Annotated in this window: 13 protein-coding genes; 4 read left to right on the top strand and 9 right to left on the bottom strand. The window is 74.3% G+C overall.

The genetic code is table 11. The features are described 5' to 3' along the window. The first annotated feature begins 39 nt into the window (after positions 1-39). On the top strand, positions 40-2,073 hold the full coding sequence (locus tag ACIBBD_RS13300; protein ID WP_399419452.1) for an RICIN domain-containing protein: 2,034 nt from the start codon (positions 40-42) through the stop codon (positions 2,071-2,073). Positions 2,074-2,144: 71 nt separating this feature from the next. On the opposite strand, the gene ACIBBD_RS13295 is transcribed toward ACIBBD_RS13300, so the two are convergent. From ACIBBD_RS13295 to ACIBBD_RS13270, 6 genes are all read right to left on the bottom strand, one after another. Further along, on the bottom strand, positions 2,145-3,695 hold the full coding sequence (locus tag ACIBBD_RS13295) for a CHAD domain-containing protein (protein WP_399419451.1): 1,551 nt from the start codon (positions 3,693-3,695) through the stop codon (positions 2,145-2,147). Positions 3,696-3,723: 28 nt separating this feature from the next. Continuing rightward, positions 3,724-4,626, bottom strand: a complete 903-nt coding sequence (locus ACIBBD_RS13290; RefSeq protein WP_399419450.1) for an STM4011 family radical SAM protein — start codon at positions 4,624-4,626, stop codon at positions 3,724-3,726. A gap of 10 nt (positions 4,627-4,636) precedes the next feature. Further along, a complete protein-coding gene (locus ACIBBD_RS13285; protein ID WP_399419449.1) occupies positions 4,637-5,983 on the bottom strand; it encodes an STM4012 family radical SAM protein in 1,347 nt (448 codons plus the stop codon). Beyond that, positions 5,980-6,795 carry an STM4013/SEN3800 family hydrolase gene (locus tag ACIBBD_RS13280; protein WP_399419499.1) on the bottom strand — a complete coding sequence of 272 codons (816 nt, stop codon included), beginning with the start codon at positions 6,793-6,795 and terminating at the stop codon, positions 5,980-5,982. The genes ACIBBD_RS13285 and ACIBBD_RS13280 overlap by 4 nt, the downstream gene beginning before the upstream one ends. A 103-nt stretch (positions 6,796-6,898) precedes the next feature. Further along, on the bottom strand, positions 6,899-8,113 hold the full coding sequence (locus ACIBBD_RS13275) for an STM4014 family protein (protein ID WP_399419448.1): 1,215 nt from the start codon (positions 8,111-8,113) through the stop codon (positions 6,899-6,901). An 11-nt stretch (positions 8,114-8,124) separates the two neighbouring features. Next, positions 8,125-9,084 carry an STM4015 family protein gene (locus ACIBBD_RS13270; RefSeq protein ID WP_399419447.1) on the bottom strand — a complete coding sequence of 320 codons (960 nt, stop codon included), beginning with the start codon at positions 9,082-9,084 and terminating at the stop codon, positions 8,125-8,127. A 169-nt stretch (positions 9,085-9,253) separates the two neighbouring features. Between ACIBBD_RS13270 and ACIBBD_RS13265 the strand changes: the two genes are divergently transcribed. Both ACIBBD_RS13265 and ACIBBD_RS13260 read left to right on the top strand, forming a co-directional pair. Continuing rightward, entirely contained in the window at positions 9,254-9,580 is a 327-nt protein-coding gene (locus ACIBBD_RS13265) for a hypothetical protein (protein ID WP_399419446.1), read from the top strand. A 52-nt stretch (positions 9,581-9,632) separates the two neighbouring features. Next, the gene (locus tag ACIBBD_RS13260; RefSeq protein WP_399419498.1) at positions 9,633-10,661 is read left to right on the top strand and encodes a DUF6745 domain-containing protein; all 1,029 of its coding nucleotides are present in this window, start codon (positions 9,633-9,635) and stop codon (positions 10,659-10,661) included. Positions 10,662-10,782: 121 nt separating this feature from the next. Here the strand turns inward: ACIBBD_RS13260 and ACIBBD_RS13255 are convergent, their stop codons facing one another. Further along, positions 10,783-11,505, bottom strand: coding sequence for an FAD binding domain-containing protein (locus ACIBBD_RS13255; protein ID WP_399419445.1), 723 nt, complete (start codon positions 11,503-11,505; stop codon positions 10,783-10,785). A gap of 188 nt (positions 11,506-11,693) precedes the next feature. On the opposite strand from ACIBBD_RS13255, the gene ACIBBD_RS13250 reads away from it, so the two are divergent. Then, on the top strand, positions 11,694-12,620 hold the full coding sequence (locus tag ACIBBD_RS13250; RefSeq protein WP_399419444.1) for a GNAT family N-acetyltransferase: 927 nt from the start codon (positions 11,694-11,696) through the stop codon (positions 12,618-12,620). Between the two features lie 20 nt (positions 12,621-12,640). On the opposite strand, the gene ACIBBD_RS13245 is transcribed toward ACIBBD_RS13250, so the two are convergent. Continuing rightward, positions 12,641-13,789 (bottom strand): M23 family metallopeptidase, encoded by a 1,149-nt coding sequence (locus tag ACIBBD_RS13245; protein WP_399419443.1) that lies wholly within the window; start codon positions 13,787-13,789, stop codon positions 12,641-12,643. 44 nt (positions 13,790-13,833) lie between these two features. Continuing rightward, on the bottom strand, positions 13,834-15,195 hold the full coding sequence (locus ACIBBD_RS13240; protein ID WP_399419442.1) for a lysostaphin resistance A-like protein: 1,362 nt from the start codon (positions 15,193-15,195) through the stop codon (positions 13,834-13,836). Positions 15,196-15,238: the final 43 nt, after the last annotated feature.

The following is a 15,238-nucleotide window of genomic DNA, read 5'->3' as shown; positions in this document are numbered from 1 at the left end:
GGGGCCCATGCAGCGACCGCACCGCAGTTGGGAGCACAGATGGCTCGCCGTACCCGCAGCAGACGGTCCCTCGGGGCCGCCACCCTGACCGCCCTGGCCACCGGGGCCGCCCTGCTCGGCGTCCCCGCGCAGGCCGAGGCCGCCGCCTCCGTCACCGTCCAGCCGGACCCGTCGTACCAGCAGGAGAAGTTCGAGGGCTGGGGCACCAGCCTGGTCTGGTTCGCCAACGCGACCGGCGACTACCCGCCGGAGATACGCGAGAAGCTCGCCCGGCTCCTCTTCGACGACGACGGGCTGGCGCTGAACATCGCCCGGTACAACATCGGCGGCGGCAACGCCCCGGACGTCAAGGACTACCTGCGCGCCGGCGGTGCCGTCGAGGGCTGGTGGAAGGCGCCCGAGGGCACCACCCGCGAGGACACCGACTGGTGGAGCGCCGAGGACCCGGCCGACTGGAACGAGAACGCCGACGCCACCCAGCGCTGGTGGGTGGACCGCATCAAGGACGACATCACCCACTGGGAGACGTTCAGCAACTCCCCGCCGTGGTTCATGACCGTCAGCGGCTACGTCTCCGGCGGCTTCGACGCCAACGCCGACCAGCTGAAGACGGAGTCGGTCGACGACTTCGCCGCCTACCTGGCGGGCGCGACCAAACGGCTGGAGAAGGCGGAGGGCATCAAGGTCGACACCGTCGACCCGTTCAACGAGCCGAACACCGGCTACTGGGGCACCCGGCTGGGCGCGGACGGCGAGCCGGTCGGCGGCCGTCAGGAGGGCGCCCACATGGGCCCCGAGCTCCAGCAGAAGGTCCTCGCCGCCCTGGCTCCCGCGCTGAGGAAGGCGAAGGTCAAGGCGGAGATCTCCGCGATGGACGAGACCAACCCGTCGATCTTCGCGCAGAACTGGAACGCCTACACGCAGGCCTCCCGCGACCTGGTCGACCAGATGAACGTCCACACCTACGGCACCGGGCAGCGCACCACCGTCCGCGACCTGGCCAAGGCCGCCGACAAGCCGCTGTGGATGAGCGAGGTCGAGGGCGACTGGGGCGACGGGCAGAGCTTCACCGACATGCGCCCCGGCCTCGGGCTCGCCCAGCGCATCGTCGACGACCTGCGCGAGCTGGAGCCGAGGGCCTGGGTGTTCTGGCAGCCGGTCGAGGACTACGACAACATGAAGCCCGGCGGCGAGTCCGCCAAGGGCGGTAACTGGGGCAGCATCCAGGTCCCGTTCAGCTGCACCTCGACGGACACCCTGGAGTCCTGCCCGGTCTACACGAACACGAAGTTCGACACCGCCCGCAACTTCACCCACTTCATCAAGCCCGGCGACAAGCTGATCAAGGTGAACGACACCTCCAGCGCCGCCGCCGTCACCGCGAACGGCAAGGGCGCCTCGCTGGTCCACGTCAACAGCACCACCGAGGCCCGCACGGTCGTCATCGACCTGTCGAAGTTCCGCAGGATCGGCGACGACGCGACCGTCACCCCGGTCGTCACCAGCGCCGACGGCAAGCTGCAGCAGCAGGCTCCGGTCAGGGTCGTCGACGGCAAGGCGTCCTTCACCGTGCCCGCCCAGTCGGTGACCTCCTTCGCGGTCAAGGGCGTGTCCGGCGTCGCGAAGGACGCCCCGCTGATCCGCAAGGGCCACACCTACACCCTGACCGGCGTGCAGAGCGGCAAGGCGGTCACCGTCGCCGCCGACGGCACCCGCCTGGTCATCGGCACCGGCACCGGCACCACCGCGCAGCAGTGGCAGCTGGACGCCCGGTACGGCGAGACCGGCGCCCGCCAGCGGTACGTGTTCGCCAACCCGGCCGAGGGCAAGCGGCTGGCCGTCCGGGACAACGTGCCCGTGGTGGAGCCCGACACCGGTGAGCGGGACCCGGCCACCGAGTGGATCATGTCGACCACCGGGGACGGCACCTGGACGCTGGTGAACGTCGCCACCGGCCGCGTCCTCGAGGTCGGCGGCCAGGCCACGAACGAGGGAGCCGCCGTCACCACGTGGCAGCCCAACTCCGGTGCCAACCAGCGCTGGAGGGTCACGGACGTCACCGACGCCCCCTGACGTCTCCGGCGTCGCAGTGACATGCCCGCGCCCGCACCGTGTCCGTCACGGTGCGGGCGTCGGCGTGTCCGTCAGGAGCGCAGCGCCTTGCGCAGGCGGCCGCGCGGGGTCTGCGCCCACAGCTTCGGCAGCTCCCGCTCCCGGTCGGCGGCCGCGGCCTGCTCCTGGCCGTACAGCAGGCCCCAGGTGAAGCCGGCTTCGCCCGCGCCGTGGGCGGCCACGGCCTGGCGGCGCAGGGCCTCGCGGGCCACGACGCTGTCGTGGTGGTCGCCGAGCGCCTTCTGCACCGCCTTGACCTCCTTGGCCAGGCGCTGGGCGGGCTTGCCGAGGGCGGGGTGGGCCGCCTCGGCGGCGTAGCGAAGGCGTTTGGCTCCCTTGCGGGCGTGGTGGAGGGCGGCGTCGCGCTCCGGGCCGGGCGGCGTGCGCCGGGCGCGTTCGATACGGGCGGCGAGCCGGTCGTACTCCTTCAGCATCGCCCTGGGCAGGGCCTTGGCCGGTTTCCGGGAGGCCTTCGAGCGCAGCGGCGGGTGGGTCGTCAGCCGGTTCAGCGTCTCCAGGAGGGCGACGTAACGGGGTGAGGACAGCGCCGCCAGGGAGCGTTCGCGGGCCGCGGCGGACCGGGTGGCGTCCCAGGCCTGGAGGCGCGCGGAGACGGGGCCGAGGACGAGTTCGGGGGGCAGCCCTTCCACCCCTTCGCGCAGCCGCTCCAGCAGGACCTCCTGGTCGCGTTCGACGCCCAGCTCGCCGCCGAGCCACTGCAGCTCCGCGCGGACGGGGTCGGTGGCCTCGCGGTCGAAGAGCGAGCGGTAGGAGCGCAGGCAGCTGCGCAGGCGCCGGCAGGCGACCCGCATCCGGTGCACCGCGTCGGGCAGCCCGCGCCGTACGGCCGGGTCGAGGTCCACGAGGGTGCGGACCTGCTCGGTGACGTAGGCGAGCACGTGCTCGCCCGCCGAGCCCGCGGTCACGCCGGCGGGCCGGGCCGGTGCGGGCCCGGTGTCCGTGAGCGTCTCCTGGCCGGGGGTCGTCTCCGTGAGGGCGCGGGTCAGCTTGTTCGGGGTCCTCAGCCGGGCGAAGCCCTCCTTGCCGAGTGCCTTGTCGACGCGGTCGAGAAGTGCGGTGTCGCCCGCCTCGACGAGTTCGACCTCCAGTTCCGCCCAGCTCGTGTGTCCGCCCTCGGGGCGCAGGGAGTCGGCCTCCACCCGGTCGAGGACGACCTCGGCGACGAGGGATCCGTCGGCGTCGACGAGCTCGCGCACCGCCCGGTGGGAGTGGATGCGGACCACCGGCTCGAGGCGGGCGCCGCGGGTGCGGGAGAGCGCCAGGTCCCGGAGCTGGTCGGGGATCTCCTCCTGGAGGGGGGCGCGGATCTCCTCACGGGAGTCGCCGGCCAGCGGCAGCTTGAGGTGCCAGCCGGCGTCGGAGCCGCCCGTGCGGCGGCGCAGGGTCGCGGAGGTGCGGGTCAGGCGCAGGTCGGGGGTGTCGTAGTACACCGCGTCCAGGTCGTGGGTGCCCGCGTCGACGAGGGAGGTGCCCCCCTCGCCGGTCAGGCCGGACAGCCGGGGGAAGTCTCCCGGGTCCGGCACCTCGTATTTTCGTTCCGTCTCCCGTGTCGACTGGCTCATGTATTCCCGGTTGACCCGATGCCCGGAATCAAACCTCCGCGACGCCCGTCCGCGCGGGATGCGGCAGGTCAACGGGCGTCCTGTCGGTGCGTGCCGCGGGGATGCGCTCCAGGACTCCGCCCGCGAAGACGTCGTACAGCGGCAGCGTCTCGAGGTGGACGTAGCCGATGTGGCAGTCGCAGACGGTCAGCGGGCAGGGGCGGGGACGCAGGGCGGCGCGGTAGGAGCCGTCGTAGAGGTTGCCCAGCTCGGTCCGGACGAAGTGGCATCGGCGGACGGTGCCGTCTCCGTCGACGGAGATCACCGAGTCGCCGGTGCGGCAGGGCAGGCCGGCACTGGGGTGCGGGTGGCGGCTGTAGGGGAAGAGCGGGTCCAGGGCGGTCCACCGGTCGGCGTCGGCGTCCGTGTAGGTGTGGCCCTCGGCGGCGTTCACCCACAGGTAGACGTGGTCGGGGAGGTCGGCGCGCAGGCGGCGGGCCGCCTCCAGGTGGTCGGGGAGGCCGACGACGCCGACGCTGAAGCGGATGCCGCCCGCGGTCAGCTCGCGGCACTTGGTGAGGAAGCGGTCGTAAGGGGTCTGACCGGGGTGGTAGGTGCACCACAGGGCGAGGGTGTCGGGGTCGGCGTCGGCGAGCCAGTCGGTGCGGCAGCTGAGGTTGGTCTGGATCGCCACCCGCCGGATGTGCGGCAGGTGGGACAGCTCGGTGAGGGTGCGCCGGTACCAGGAGCGGACCAGGCCCTCGCCCCAGGGGGTGAACAGGAGGGAGAGCCGGTCGCCGGTCTGGTCGGCGGCCCAGGCGGCGAACCGGGCGAGGGCGGCGCGGTCGGCGCGGAGCTGGGCGCCGGTGTCGCGCCGCTTGGCGAAGGGGCAGTACGGACAGTCGTAGTCGCAGGAGGCGAGGGGACCGCGGTAGAGGAGGGTGAGGTCCATGGCGGGCCGGTCACTTCCTCTCGTAGGCGGCCATGGCGGCGCGGACGGCGGGTGAGAAGAGGTCCGGGCCGACGGCGTCGGAGTGGGCGAGGCCCTCCGGGGTGAGCTTCAGGGTGGCCGGGTCGTCGTCGCTGAGCCAGCCGCGGTCGGCCAGGCGGGCGAGTTCGGGGCCGAAGTCGTCGGCGGGGGTGCTGCCGAAGCGGGCGCGGTAGTCGTCCAGGGGCAGGCCCTCGGCCTGGAGGAGGGACTGGAGGAGGTGCCGGCGGCGGGCCTCGCCGGCGTCCATGGGGTGGCCGATCTCGGCGTGGGCGAAGTCGGCGGCGGGCCGGGAGACGTAGTCGTCGATGATCCCGCGGATCTCGTGCATGCCGACGGCGTAGTCGAAGGAGTAGTGCAGGCCCGCCGTGTAGGAGCGGGCGCCGCAGCCGAGGCCGATCATGCCGTCGGTCTGGCAGGCGTAGTCGTCCGCGCCCTGGGGCGGGGCGTCCGCTCGGCGGAACATCCGCATGGACTGCTGGGTGTAGCCGTGGGCGAGGAGGTGGTCGCGGCCGGCCCGGTACAGGCGCAGCCGCTGCTCGTCCCAGGCGGGGTCGGGGCCGGTGCGACGGCGGTCGAGGCCGGTGAGGGGGCGGACATAGAGGGGGTAGAGGTAGAGCTCCTCGGGGCGCCAGGCCAGGGCCGCGTCCAGGGAGTGCCGCCATGTCCTCTCGGTCTGGCCGTCGATGCCGTAGATGAGGTCGATGTTGAGGACCGGGATGCGGGCCTCGCGGACGCGGGCGAGGGCCTCCTCGACGTCGGCGCGGCGCTGCGGGCGTACGGCGGCCCGGGCCTCGGAGTCGACGAAGCTCTGCACGCCCAGGCTCAGCCGGGTGGCGCCGCGGGCGGCGAGGAGCGTGAGCCGGTCGGCGGTGGCGGTGGCGGGCGAGGCCTCGACCGACAGGGGGACGGCCCGGAGGTCGGCGCCCATGCGGTGCTCGGCGATGTCGCACAGGCGCTCCAGTTCGGCGGCGGTCAGGAAGGTGGGGGTGCCGCCGCCGAAGGCCGCGGTGGCGAAGCGGATCCCGTCCCCCTCTCCCAGCGCCTCGCGCACGGTCGTCGCCTGGCGTTCCAGCGCGTCCAGGTAGGCGCCGGTCAGGCCGTCCGGGGCGCCGATGCGGGTGAAGAGGTTGCAGAAGCCGCAGCGGACCTCGCAGAACGGTATGTGCAGGTAGAGGGAGAGGGCGTCCTTGGGTTCGGCGGCCCAGAGGTCCCTGAGCGCGGGCCGGTCGGCGAGTGCCCGGTAGGCGGTCTTGTGGGGGTAGGCGTAGACGTAGCTCTGGTAGGGGCTGGTGCGGGTGGGCTGGGGCGCGGTGGTCATCGGGCGGCCTCGGCGGGGTCGAGGAAGAAGTGGGCGTAGGGCACGGTCCAGACGGACTCGTGGCCGAGGCGGTGGCCGGTGTAGCCGCCGTCGCCGTAGGCGGTGCCGTGGTCGGAGCAGACGATGGCGAAGCAGCGGCGTCTGCTGCTCGCGGCGGCGAAGAGGCGTCCGATGTGCCGGTCGACGTACTCCAGGGCGGCGGCGTGGGTCTCCCGGGTGTCTCCGGCCTCGCGGGTGGCGCCGGGCAGGTGGAACCAGTTCGGCTGGTGCAGGGCGGACACGTTGACGAAGAGGAACAGCCTCCGGTCGGCGGGGAGCCGGCTGACGACCTGTTCGGCGCGGGCCACCTGGTTCTCGAAGGAGGCGGGCGAGGTCACGCCGAACTCCGGCGCCCAGTGGGACTCGTGGAACAGGCCGGGCAGGACCGAGCCGAGAGGGCCCTGCTTGTTGAAGAAGCCGACTCCCCCGACGCACACGGTGTGGTAGCCCGCCTTCGCCAGGCCGGAGACGAGGTCGGGGGTGTCGTAGACGAAGGTCCTGTCGGCGGTGGTCTCGCTTCCCGCGAAGCTCGCCGCGAACAGGCGCGGGTGGGGCCCGGGGGCGGCCGGGGTCGGCAGGAAGCCGGCGAAGATCGCCTGGTGGGAGGCGTAGGTGAAGCTGCCGGGGGCGTGTCGCCGCTCCCAGCGGCCGCCGGGGAGGTGGCGGGCGAGGTTCGGGATGCGGCCCGCCTCGGCCAGCTCGGCGGCCACGTCGTGGCGCAGGGTGTCGAGCGTGACCAGGAGGAGGTCGTGGCTGCCCACGATCTCGTTCATGTCCGGCTCGTTCATGTCCGGCTCGCGCGCGCCAGGCTCGTTCGCGTCCTGCTCGCGCGGGTGCGGCTCGCCCGGTGCCGGGGGCGGGGTGGGCGGGAGCGGCTCAGGCGTCGGGGCGGGCGAGGGCATGGGTGGGTCCTGTTCTGTTTCCGTGCCGGTGGTGCGAGGGGGCGTGGGCGAGCAGGGCGGCGGCGACCTGCGTGGCGTAGGTGTCGAGGCCCTCGGCCCCGCTGCCGGGCAGGCCGGTGAGGCGGGGCAGCAGGTCACCGAACGCGTTGACCTCGCCGACGGCGGCTCTGCGCCAGCCGACGGCCGGCAGCAGGTCGACGCCGACGCACAGGGTGCGCGGGAAGCAGGCCGCGGCCTGTTCGCACACCCCGAGCAGGTCGCTCCAGCGGGCGCCCGCCGCCTCGACGGCCCGCCGTGCCGTGTCGAGGTCGCCGCGACCGCCGCCGAGGTGGAGGTTGGTCAGCGGGGTGCGGCTGGTGCGGACCACGGCGTGGGTGGCCCGGCCGGCCACCACGACCACCCTCAGGTCGGCGGCGCGGCCCTGCTGGGAGGCCTTCGGCAGCCAGCGCTCCAGGTGCAGCCCGTCCGGGGCGAGCGCGTCGACGATGGCGGCGATGTCCCGCTCGCGCTCGTAGCGGCGCACCTTGAGGGAGTTGAACAGAGCGCCGTCCGCGGCCAGTTCCACGGAGGTGGTGGCTCTGATCCGTCCGGCGCCGCCCGTCTCCACGGCGAGCACGCCCGACGCGGAGGAGCCGTGCGCGGGCTTGACGAACAGCCGGGGCATCCGGTGCTCCCGCATCAGGGCCCGTACGTCGTCCCAGCCGCGCACCGGCGCGGCCCGTGGCCCCGAGGTGGGCGAGGCGGGGACCGGTACGCCCGCCGTGTCGAGGACGGCGTGGCAGCGCCGTTTGTCGAACAGCACGGCGAGGTCGTCCGGGTCGTCGAGCCGGATGCCGCCGCGCAGTCCGCGCAGGGCGGCGGTGAATCCGGCGTACCAGCGGGCGGAGCCCTCCACCCGGGTGGGGTCCTGGGTGCCGCGCAGCAGCCGGTCGACCTGCGCGTTCTCCCCGGGGGAGTCGACGCGGACGATCTCCTGCGGGCCGAACTCGGCTCCGCCGGCGCCGAGTACGTCCGTCCAGGGCAGAACGCGCGGGCTCGGCAGGCCGGCCGCGCGCACCGCGTCCGCGAAGAGGGTGACGCGGCGGTTCTCCGGGTTGCCCACGACCGCGAAGCGTGGCCGGGAGGCGGCCCTGGTGTCCCGGCCGGGGATGCTCGCGGTGGACCGGGGCGGGGTGGCGGGTCGGCGCATGGGGGTCGGGTTCACTCCGCCACGGCCACGTACCGCCACACCGTGCCGTCGTCGTCGTGGTCCTCGTCGGCGTCGTCGCGGTCGAGGTCCACCTCGACGCCGGCGGATTCCAGGGTCCGGCGGAGGCGTTCCTGGAGGGGCTCGCTGAGGTAGTGGTGGTGGAGGTCGAGCTTCTTCAGGTGGGTGAGCGGCTGCCCGGCGAGGAGGGCGGAGGCGCCCTCGTCGGTCAGGACGCCCATGGACAGGTCCAGCACCTCCAGGCGGGCGACCACCGGGGCGGAGGCGACGGCGGCGGCGACGGCGTCCTGCATCTCGCTGTTGCGCAGGGCCAGGTGGCGCAGGCGCGGCAGGCGGGCGCCGGACAGGATCGGCTCCAGGTCGGCGGCCTCGCTGTCGCCGCCGTACTCGGGGGTGCCCAGCCACAGGTCGAGGTGTTCCAGCGCGGGCAGGTCGCTCGCGGCGACGCCCCGCACGGCCGCCGCGGGCAGGCCTCCGGTCTCGATGGTCAGTCTGCGCAGGCCGGTGTGGCGCAGGGCGGGGAAACGCAGGCCGGAGCCGCCGCGGACGCCGAACTCCTCCAGCTCGGGGAAGCCCGTCAGCAGCGGCGTGACGTCGGTCTGGTTGATCCAGGAGATCTCGCACTCCTCCATCACCATGTCGCCGAGGAACAGCGCCCGCAGGGCGGGGAAGCGGTCCCGGGCGGCCAGCAGCGCCCCGATGACGGCGGAGGGGTCCGTGTCGTACGCCTCCTGCCAGGCGCCGACGATCAGGGCGCGCACGCGGGTGGTGTCGACGGCGGCGCAGAAGCGGGCGAAGGCCTGCGTCCAGTCCTCGTCGGCGTCGTACACGTCGCTGGTGATCCGCCAGGCGCAGGAGTCCGCCTCGGGCAGGTCGTCCGTGCGCGCGTCGGGGCCGGGGAAGGTGTGGGCGGGCAGCCGGTACAGCGTGTGGAGGTGGTCACCGATGGTCATGCGGCTGCTCCTGTGGAGAGGACGGGTGCTTGCTGTGATGACCGCAGTTCTACCAACAGCCACTGACAGGGCCCGGGGCGGGGCAGCGGTTCGGGCCGTTGTCAGTGGCGGCCCCTACCGTCGTCGACATGAGGCCGGTGCGCGGTGCGCCGGCGGAGGGGAGGGCTCCGTGTACCGGCAGGGAGACGTGTTGATCGTGCCCGTGGCCGAGGAGGCGGTGCCGCCGCATGTGGCCACCGCCGCGAGGGAGCCGCGTGACGGGCGCGGACGGCTCGTGCTGGCGCTGGGCGAGGTCACCGGTCACGCCCACGCGGTGGTCGGTCCCGGCGAACTGGTGCGGGAGCCGGGGCCGTTCGGGCCGCTGCTGCTGCGTCTGCCCCAGGGCGGCCGGGTGGTCCACGAGGAACACGCGGCCATCTCCCTCCCCCGGGGCTGGTACCGGGTGATCCGGCAGCGGGAGTACGTGCCCGGGTCGGTGCGGATCGTGGCGGACTGAGCGGGGTGGGGCGGACGTGACCGAGGGACGGACGACGTTGACGGACGAACGGGTGGGTGCGGGCGCGGGCGGCGCGACCGGTGACGGGGTGGAGTTCTGGCGCGCGTGCGCCGCGGCGGCCGTGCCCGCCGACCGGGCGCGCGCCGAGGCCGGTGTCCGCCGGGCCTACCGGCAGGCCGGTCTCACGGAGCCGGAGCGGGTGGTGTGGGCCGACTCGCCGCGTGCGGCGGTCGCGCTGATACAGGGACTGCGGGACCGGGGTCCCAGTGTGCGCGAGGCGGTGCGGACCGCGCCCTGGGCGCTGGAACGGCGGCTAAGGCACGAGGAGTTGGGTGCCGCGGGCTGGTCGGCGCACTGGGCGGCGACCGGTGGCCGGCTGTGGGAGTCCACGCGGGCGCTCGTCGAGCGGATCCGCGGGGGCGTGCTGGAGGAGTCGGCCGACGGCCGCGGCGAGGAGGTGGCGATCCGGCTGCTGCTGCTGGACGCGGTGCTGGGACAGCACGACGCGCCGTGGCTCGCCGCGTTCCCCACGGACGACGGTCCGCTCGCCGGACTGGCCGAGGTGTGCCGCAGCGCCGGCTGGTGGTGGCCGTTCGCCGAGGTGGCCGTCGTGTGCGAACGGCCCGTGGCCCTGCACCGCGACGAGGCGGGCCGTCTGGACCGCGGCGACGGCCCGGCGCTCGCCTACCCGGACGGCTTCGCCCTGTACGCCTGGCGCGGCATGCCGGTTCCGGCCGCCTTCCTCAGCGAGCTGCGCACGCTGACGCCGGAGCGGATCCGCTCCGAGGAGAACGCCGAGCTGCGCCGCGTGATGCTGGAGCACTACGGCTACGAGCGCTATCTCGCCGACTCCGGGGCCCGTCCCCTCCACCGGGACGGGACGGGCACGCTCTGGCGGATCGACCTCGACGGTGACGAGCCGGTCGTGATGGTGGAGGTCCTCAACTCCACGCCGGAGCCGGACGGGAGCCGGCGCACGTACTGGCTGCGGGTGCCGCCGTCGACACGGACGGCCCGGCAGGGGGTCGCCTGGACGTTCGGTCTGCAGCCGGAGGTGTACGCGCCGCTGCGGGAGACGTAGGCGAGGGCGGGCGGGTGGTCCCGGAAGGTCGTCGCCGCCCGGGGGGTCGTGGGGCCGCCGCCCCCGGTGATCCCGCGGTCGGGATCCGGTCGGAGCCCGCCCCTCAGGTGAACCTGCGGCCTCAGCCCTGGGAGAGGCGGTTCAGGACATCGGTGACCTGGTCGTGGACGGCTTGCCCGGCCTCCGCCGGAAGCGCCGCGACGGATGTCCGCTCCAGGGCGTCGAGGGCCTGCCCGGGGCCCTCGTCGCAGGGGACGCTCTCGCTGAGCACCTCGTAGCCGTCGCGGACGGCCACGCGCAGCAGCCTGCGTCCGTCGTCGTCCGCGTGCACGGCGACGGCGACCACGAGCGGCGGCGGACCGCCCGCTTCGGCGGGCATCTTGCGGTAGCCGCTGACCAGCGGCTCCTGCCAGTGGATGTCGAGCATGAGGGGACGTTTGGTGATGACTTCGGCGAGATCGGTGACGTGGACGCGGTCGGGTTCCAGCACCGTGGCGCGGGCGTCGAGGACGAGCGCGGCGGGCAGCAGACAGCGCAGGGTGCTGCCGACGATGTTGCCGCCGACCGTGGCCGTGCGGCGGACCGCTCCCGTGCCCACCGTGGCGGCCGCACGCCGCAGCACCTCCGGCACCGTGTCGTCGATCCGGTGGAGCACGACGGCCGCGCCGAGCGTCCCGCGCCCGATCACGTTGGCCTCGGGCACCTCCCGCAGGGACACGGCCAGTTCGGGAAAGCCGTCCCGTTGCCAGGTCGCCCACACCAGGCTGGCTCCCCCGATCGGCACGGCTCCTTCGGCGAGGCACTCCTGTGCTTCGGACACGGAGGTGGGAAGACGCAACAACACGGCAACCGACCTGCCTTCCCGGGACAGTGGCGGAAAGGAGACGTACTCCTCCGCCAGGTGATCACTGGCAGTCCGGATTCTGCCCATGGCTACGGGGGCGCGTACAGGGCGCACGCAGCCACCGTCCCTGCGCCCCTCGTGGCGAAAACCCGTTGCGGACGCGCGCCTTGGGCCCGGACGCTGGCCCCATGTCCTATGTCCTGCGCCCCGCCACGCTCGCCGACGCTCCCGCCGTCACCGACCTGCTCAACGCGATCGACCTGATCGAGATCGGCCGGCCGGAGACGGACCTGCACACCGTCGAGGCGGACCTGAAACATCCGGAGGTCGACCTGGCGCAGGACTCCTGGCTGGTCTTCGACGGGGACCGGCTGGTGGCCTACGGGCTGCTGTGGGACGAGTCGGGCGGTGAGCGCGTCGACGTCGACCACTACGTGCTGCCCGACCACCAGGAGGCCGGGCGGCTGGTTTTCGACGCGCTGGAGGCCCGGGCGGTGCGCAAGGCGCACGACAACGGCGTCACGCGCGCGGTGGTGCACCTGCACCTGAACGTGCGGCCCACACTCGACACCGGCCTGATCCGCGCCCGGGGCTGGTCGGTCGTACGCCGCTACCACGTGCTGCGCCGGTCCCTGGATCCCGCGGCGGATCTCGCGCCGGCCCTGCCCGACGGCGTCCTGGTGCGGCCCTGTGCCACCGAGGCGGACCGGCTGCGCGTCCACGAGCTGTACCAGTCGACCTTCGCCGAGCACTTCGACTTCCAGCCGCGCGGCTACGAGCCGTGGCTGCACGACATCGACGCCGGAGGGCTCGACTGGTCGCTGGTGTGGATCGCCGGCACGCACGACCTCGGGGACGCCGGGTTCCTGCTGGCCCGCGACGACCGGGAGGCCATGGGGTGGATCCGCAGCATCGGTGTGCTGCCCGAGGCCCGCGGGCGCGGTCTGGCCGGGCTGCTGCTGCGACACGCCTTCGCGGCCTTCGCCGCGCGCGGCCGGGACCAGGTGGGGCTCGGCGTGGACACCGCGAACGCCACCGGAGCGCCCGAGCTGTACGCGCGCCACGGGATGACCGTCCACTACGCCGTCGACACGTGGGAGGCGGTGCTGCGCTGACCCTGCGGGCCCCGGCCGGATCAGTCGCCTGCGGCCAGCCAGGGCTGCGGGTCGGTGTAGTAGCCGTCGTAGATGACCTCGAAGTGCAGGTGCGGGCCGGTGGACAGGCCGGTCGAGCCGGCCCGGCCGACGAGGGTTCCGGCCTGCACGCTCTGTCCCAAGGCGACGTCCAGGGCGGAGAGGTGACTGTACGTCGTCTCCAGCCGCTTGCCGTCGATGGTGCCGTGGTCGATCACGACGCGGTTGCCGTACGCCTTCGTCAGGGCGGCGAAGACGACCCGGCCCTGGCGTGCGGCGAGGACCGGGGCTCCCTGGGGCGCGGCGAAGTCGACACCGGTGTGGAGTTTGGTCACGCCGGTCAGGGGGTGCTCGCGTGAGCCGTACGGGGAGGTGACGGTGAGGGCGCTGACGGGGGCGGCCAGGATCGCGCCCGCCGCGCCCCCGCCGGTCGGCGTCTCCCGGTCGAACGCCTCGTAACGCGGCAGCAGCTGCCTCACCTCGGTGAGGTAGGTCCGGGCCCCGGCGGGCACGCCTCCGGCCTCGGCCACCGCGTCCGTGCCGACCGCGTAGGCCGCGAGGGTCAGATCGACGAGGTCGCCGGTGACGGTGCCCTCGGTGCGCAGGTCCGTGACCTTCCGGGCGAGGGAGCAGTCCTGCCGGCCGAGCGCCATGATGGCGTCGGCCTGATCACGCGGCGAGGAGGTCCCGCTGCCGTCGTCGTCCCTGCCCCAGGTCCGCCACTCGGCGTCCGTGAAGCCGGCGATGCCCTGTTCGCCGGAGGCGCCGCCGGTGTCGTTCCGCCAGCCGGAGAGCTGGTCGATCTGGGCGGCGAGGACGGACGGCGTGACGACCGTGCAGGCCGCGGCGGCCTCGCGCAGCCACGGCACGTAGCTCTCGTCGACGCCGCTCGTCGTGTGCTGTCCGGAGTCCGCGTCCGAGCTCCAGTCCGCGGGGAGCCCGCCGGTCAGGGCGAGGAAACCGGCCACCGCGGACAGGGTCAGCAGGCCGGGCAGTACCAGCAGGGTGAAGGGGCCCGGGCCGCGCCGGGGACTGCGTGCCGCGGTCGGTCCGGGACGGGGCGGGGCGGGCGTCGGCCCGGCCGCCTCCGTTGGTTCCTCGGCGGTGTGCGCCTCGTGCGGCCGGGTGTCGAGGGCGCCGTCGTCGCTCACGCCACCGGCCGCCAGGGGGAGATGCTGTTGCTCACGGGCGGACGCTAGCGCGGGGCGCGCGGGGTGTCATCGGACGTGAGGGCAGAGGGCACTGCCCCCGGGGGCAGACCGCCCGCGTCCGCCCGGCCGGTGTCCGCACCGATGGCCGGGAGCGGGGCGCCGGTGGGGTGACCGACGGACGGGACGGGACCACCGGGAGGCCGGCCAGCGGGCGGCACCGGAACACCGGAGGGCTGACCGGCCGTCGGACCAGGCACGCCGTAGGCATGACCGGCGGGCGGCACAAGGGCCGAGGGGTGCCCGCCGTACGCGACCGGGACGCCAGTCCCCTGCCCCCCGTGCCCCCCGTACGCGACCGGACCGCCGGCCCCCTGACCGCCGTACGGGACGGGAAAGCCGGGGACGGGGCCGTAGGGGAACGGAGGGCGGGCGGGCGCGCCCGGGAAGGGCACCGGTGCCTGGGCGGTCCGGGTCGGCGGACGGCGACGGGCGAGCCACAGCACGGCCGCCGCGTAGAGGGCGATGCTTGCCACGTCGACCACCACGAACTGCCAGGGGGCGTCGGCGGCGGTCTCGTCGCTCGTGAGGCCGTCGACGACGGCGGCCGAGAAGCCGAACGCCAGCAGGTTGTTGACGGCGTGCAGCCCGATGGCCGCCTCCAGCCCGCCGGTGCGCACGGTCAGCCAGCCCGCCACCACGCCGAACACGGCCAGGTCGGCGAAGCCCCACGGGGTGCCCCAGCCGTGGGCGGCGGCGAACAGGACCGCCTGCGGCACGATCGCCCACCAGGGCGAGCGGAGGAAGCCGCCCACGGCCTGGGTCAGCCAGCCGCGGAACACGTACTCCTCGGCCGCCGCCTGCAGGGGCACGAGGAGGATCAGCACGGCCAGCGCGGGCGCGAAGGTCTCCCAGCCCGCCCACCGGACCGGCGGGCCGTCGTCCCCGGGCAGCACGAGCATCACCCCGGTGCCCACGGCGAGGACGGGAAGGGCGGCCAGGACGCACCGGCCCAGGAGGCGCCACCGCAGGCCGCCGGTCACGGAGGAGACGGTGCCGGCCGGGCGGCGGCCGATCCAGCGCACCGCGAGCAGGACCACGGGGATGGCCACGGCGAGCATCAGCAGGTCCACGGCCGTCCCCGCGACGGGGCCGAACTCCAGGGTGCCGTCGGGGTTCTCGGGGTAGCCCTTCGCGGTTCCCAGGGCGAACAGGAGGAGGTCGAGCAGGCCCACGACGAGCACGTACGCGACGGCCACGAACAGGGTGCCCACGACGGGACGCCACCATCGGTGACGGGCCGACACGCGGGCCAGGCGGTGGTACGCGAGCGGTTCGGGCGGGGGCGGGCTCTGCGGATGTCCCGCGGGAGCGAGCGGATGCGGCACGGCCGGCAGCGGATGCGTCATGGCAGCAAGCCTCTCCGGCGGCCGGCCTTGGGGCATCGGCCCC

It is taken from the genome of Streptomyces sp. NPDC051315 (assembly GCF_044455165.1).
Classification (GTDB): domain Bacteria; phylum Actinomycetota; class Actinomycetes; order Streptomycetales; family Streptomycetaceae; genus Streptomyces.
Note: the sequence above shows the minus strand (reverse complement) of the source record. Positions and strands in the feature narration are given on the sequence as shown.

Coding starts and splice junctions, on each gene's coding strand:
- ACIBBD_RS13300 (WP_399419452.1), top strand. CDS start 40: ATGGCTCGCCGTACCCGCAGCAGACGGTCCCTCGGGGCCGCCACCCTG.
- ACIBBD_RS13295 (WP_399419451.1), bottom strand. CDS start 3,695: ATGAGCCAGTCGACACGGGAGACGGAACGAAAATACGAGGTGCCGGAC.
- ACIBBD_RS13290 (WP_399419450.1), bottom strand. CDS start 4,626: ATGGACCTCACCCTCCTCTACCGCGGTCCCCTCGCCTCCTGCGACTAC.
- ACIBBD_RS13285 (WP_399419449.1), bottom strand. CDS start 5,983: ATGACCACCGCGCCCCAGCCCACCCGCACCAGCCCCTACCAGAGCTAC.
- ACIBBD_RS13280 (WP_399419499.1), bottom strand. CDS start 6,795: ATGAACGAGATCGTGGGCAGCCACGACCTCCTCCTGGTCACGCTCGAC.
- ACIBBD_RS13275 (WP_399419448.1), bottom strand. CDS start 8,113: ATGCGCCGACCCGCCACCCCGCCCCGGTCCACCGCGAGCATCCCCGGC.
- ACIBBD_RS13270 (WP_399419447.1), bottom strand. CDS start 9,084: ATGACCATCGGTGACCACCTCCACACGCTGTACCGGCTGCCCGCCCAC.
- ACIBBD_RS13250 (WP_399419444.1), top strand. CDS start 11,694: ATGTCCTATGTCCTGCGCCCCGCCACGCTCGCCGACGCTCCCGCCGTC.
- ACIBBD_RS13240 (WP_399419442.1), bottom strand. CDS start 15,195: ATGACGCATCCGCTGCCGGCCGTGCCGCATCCGCTCGCTCCCGCGGGA.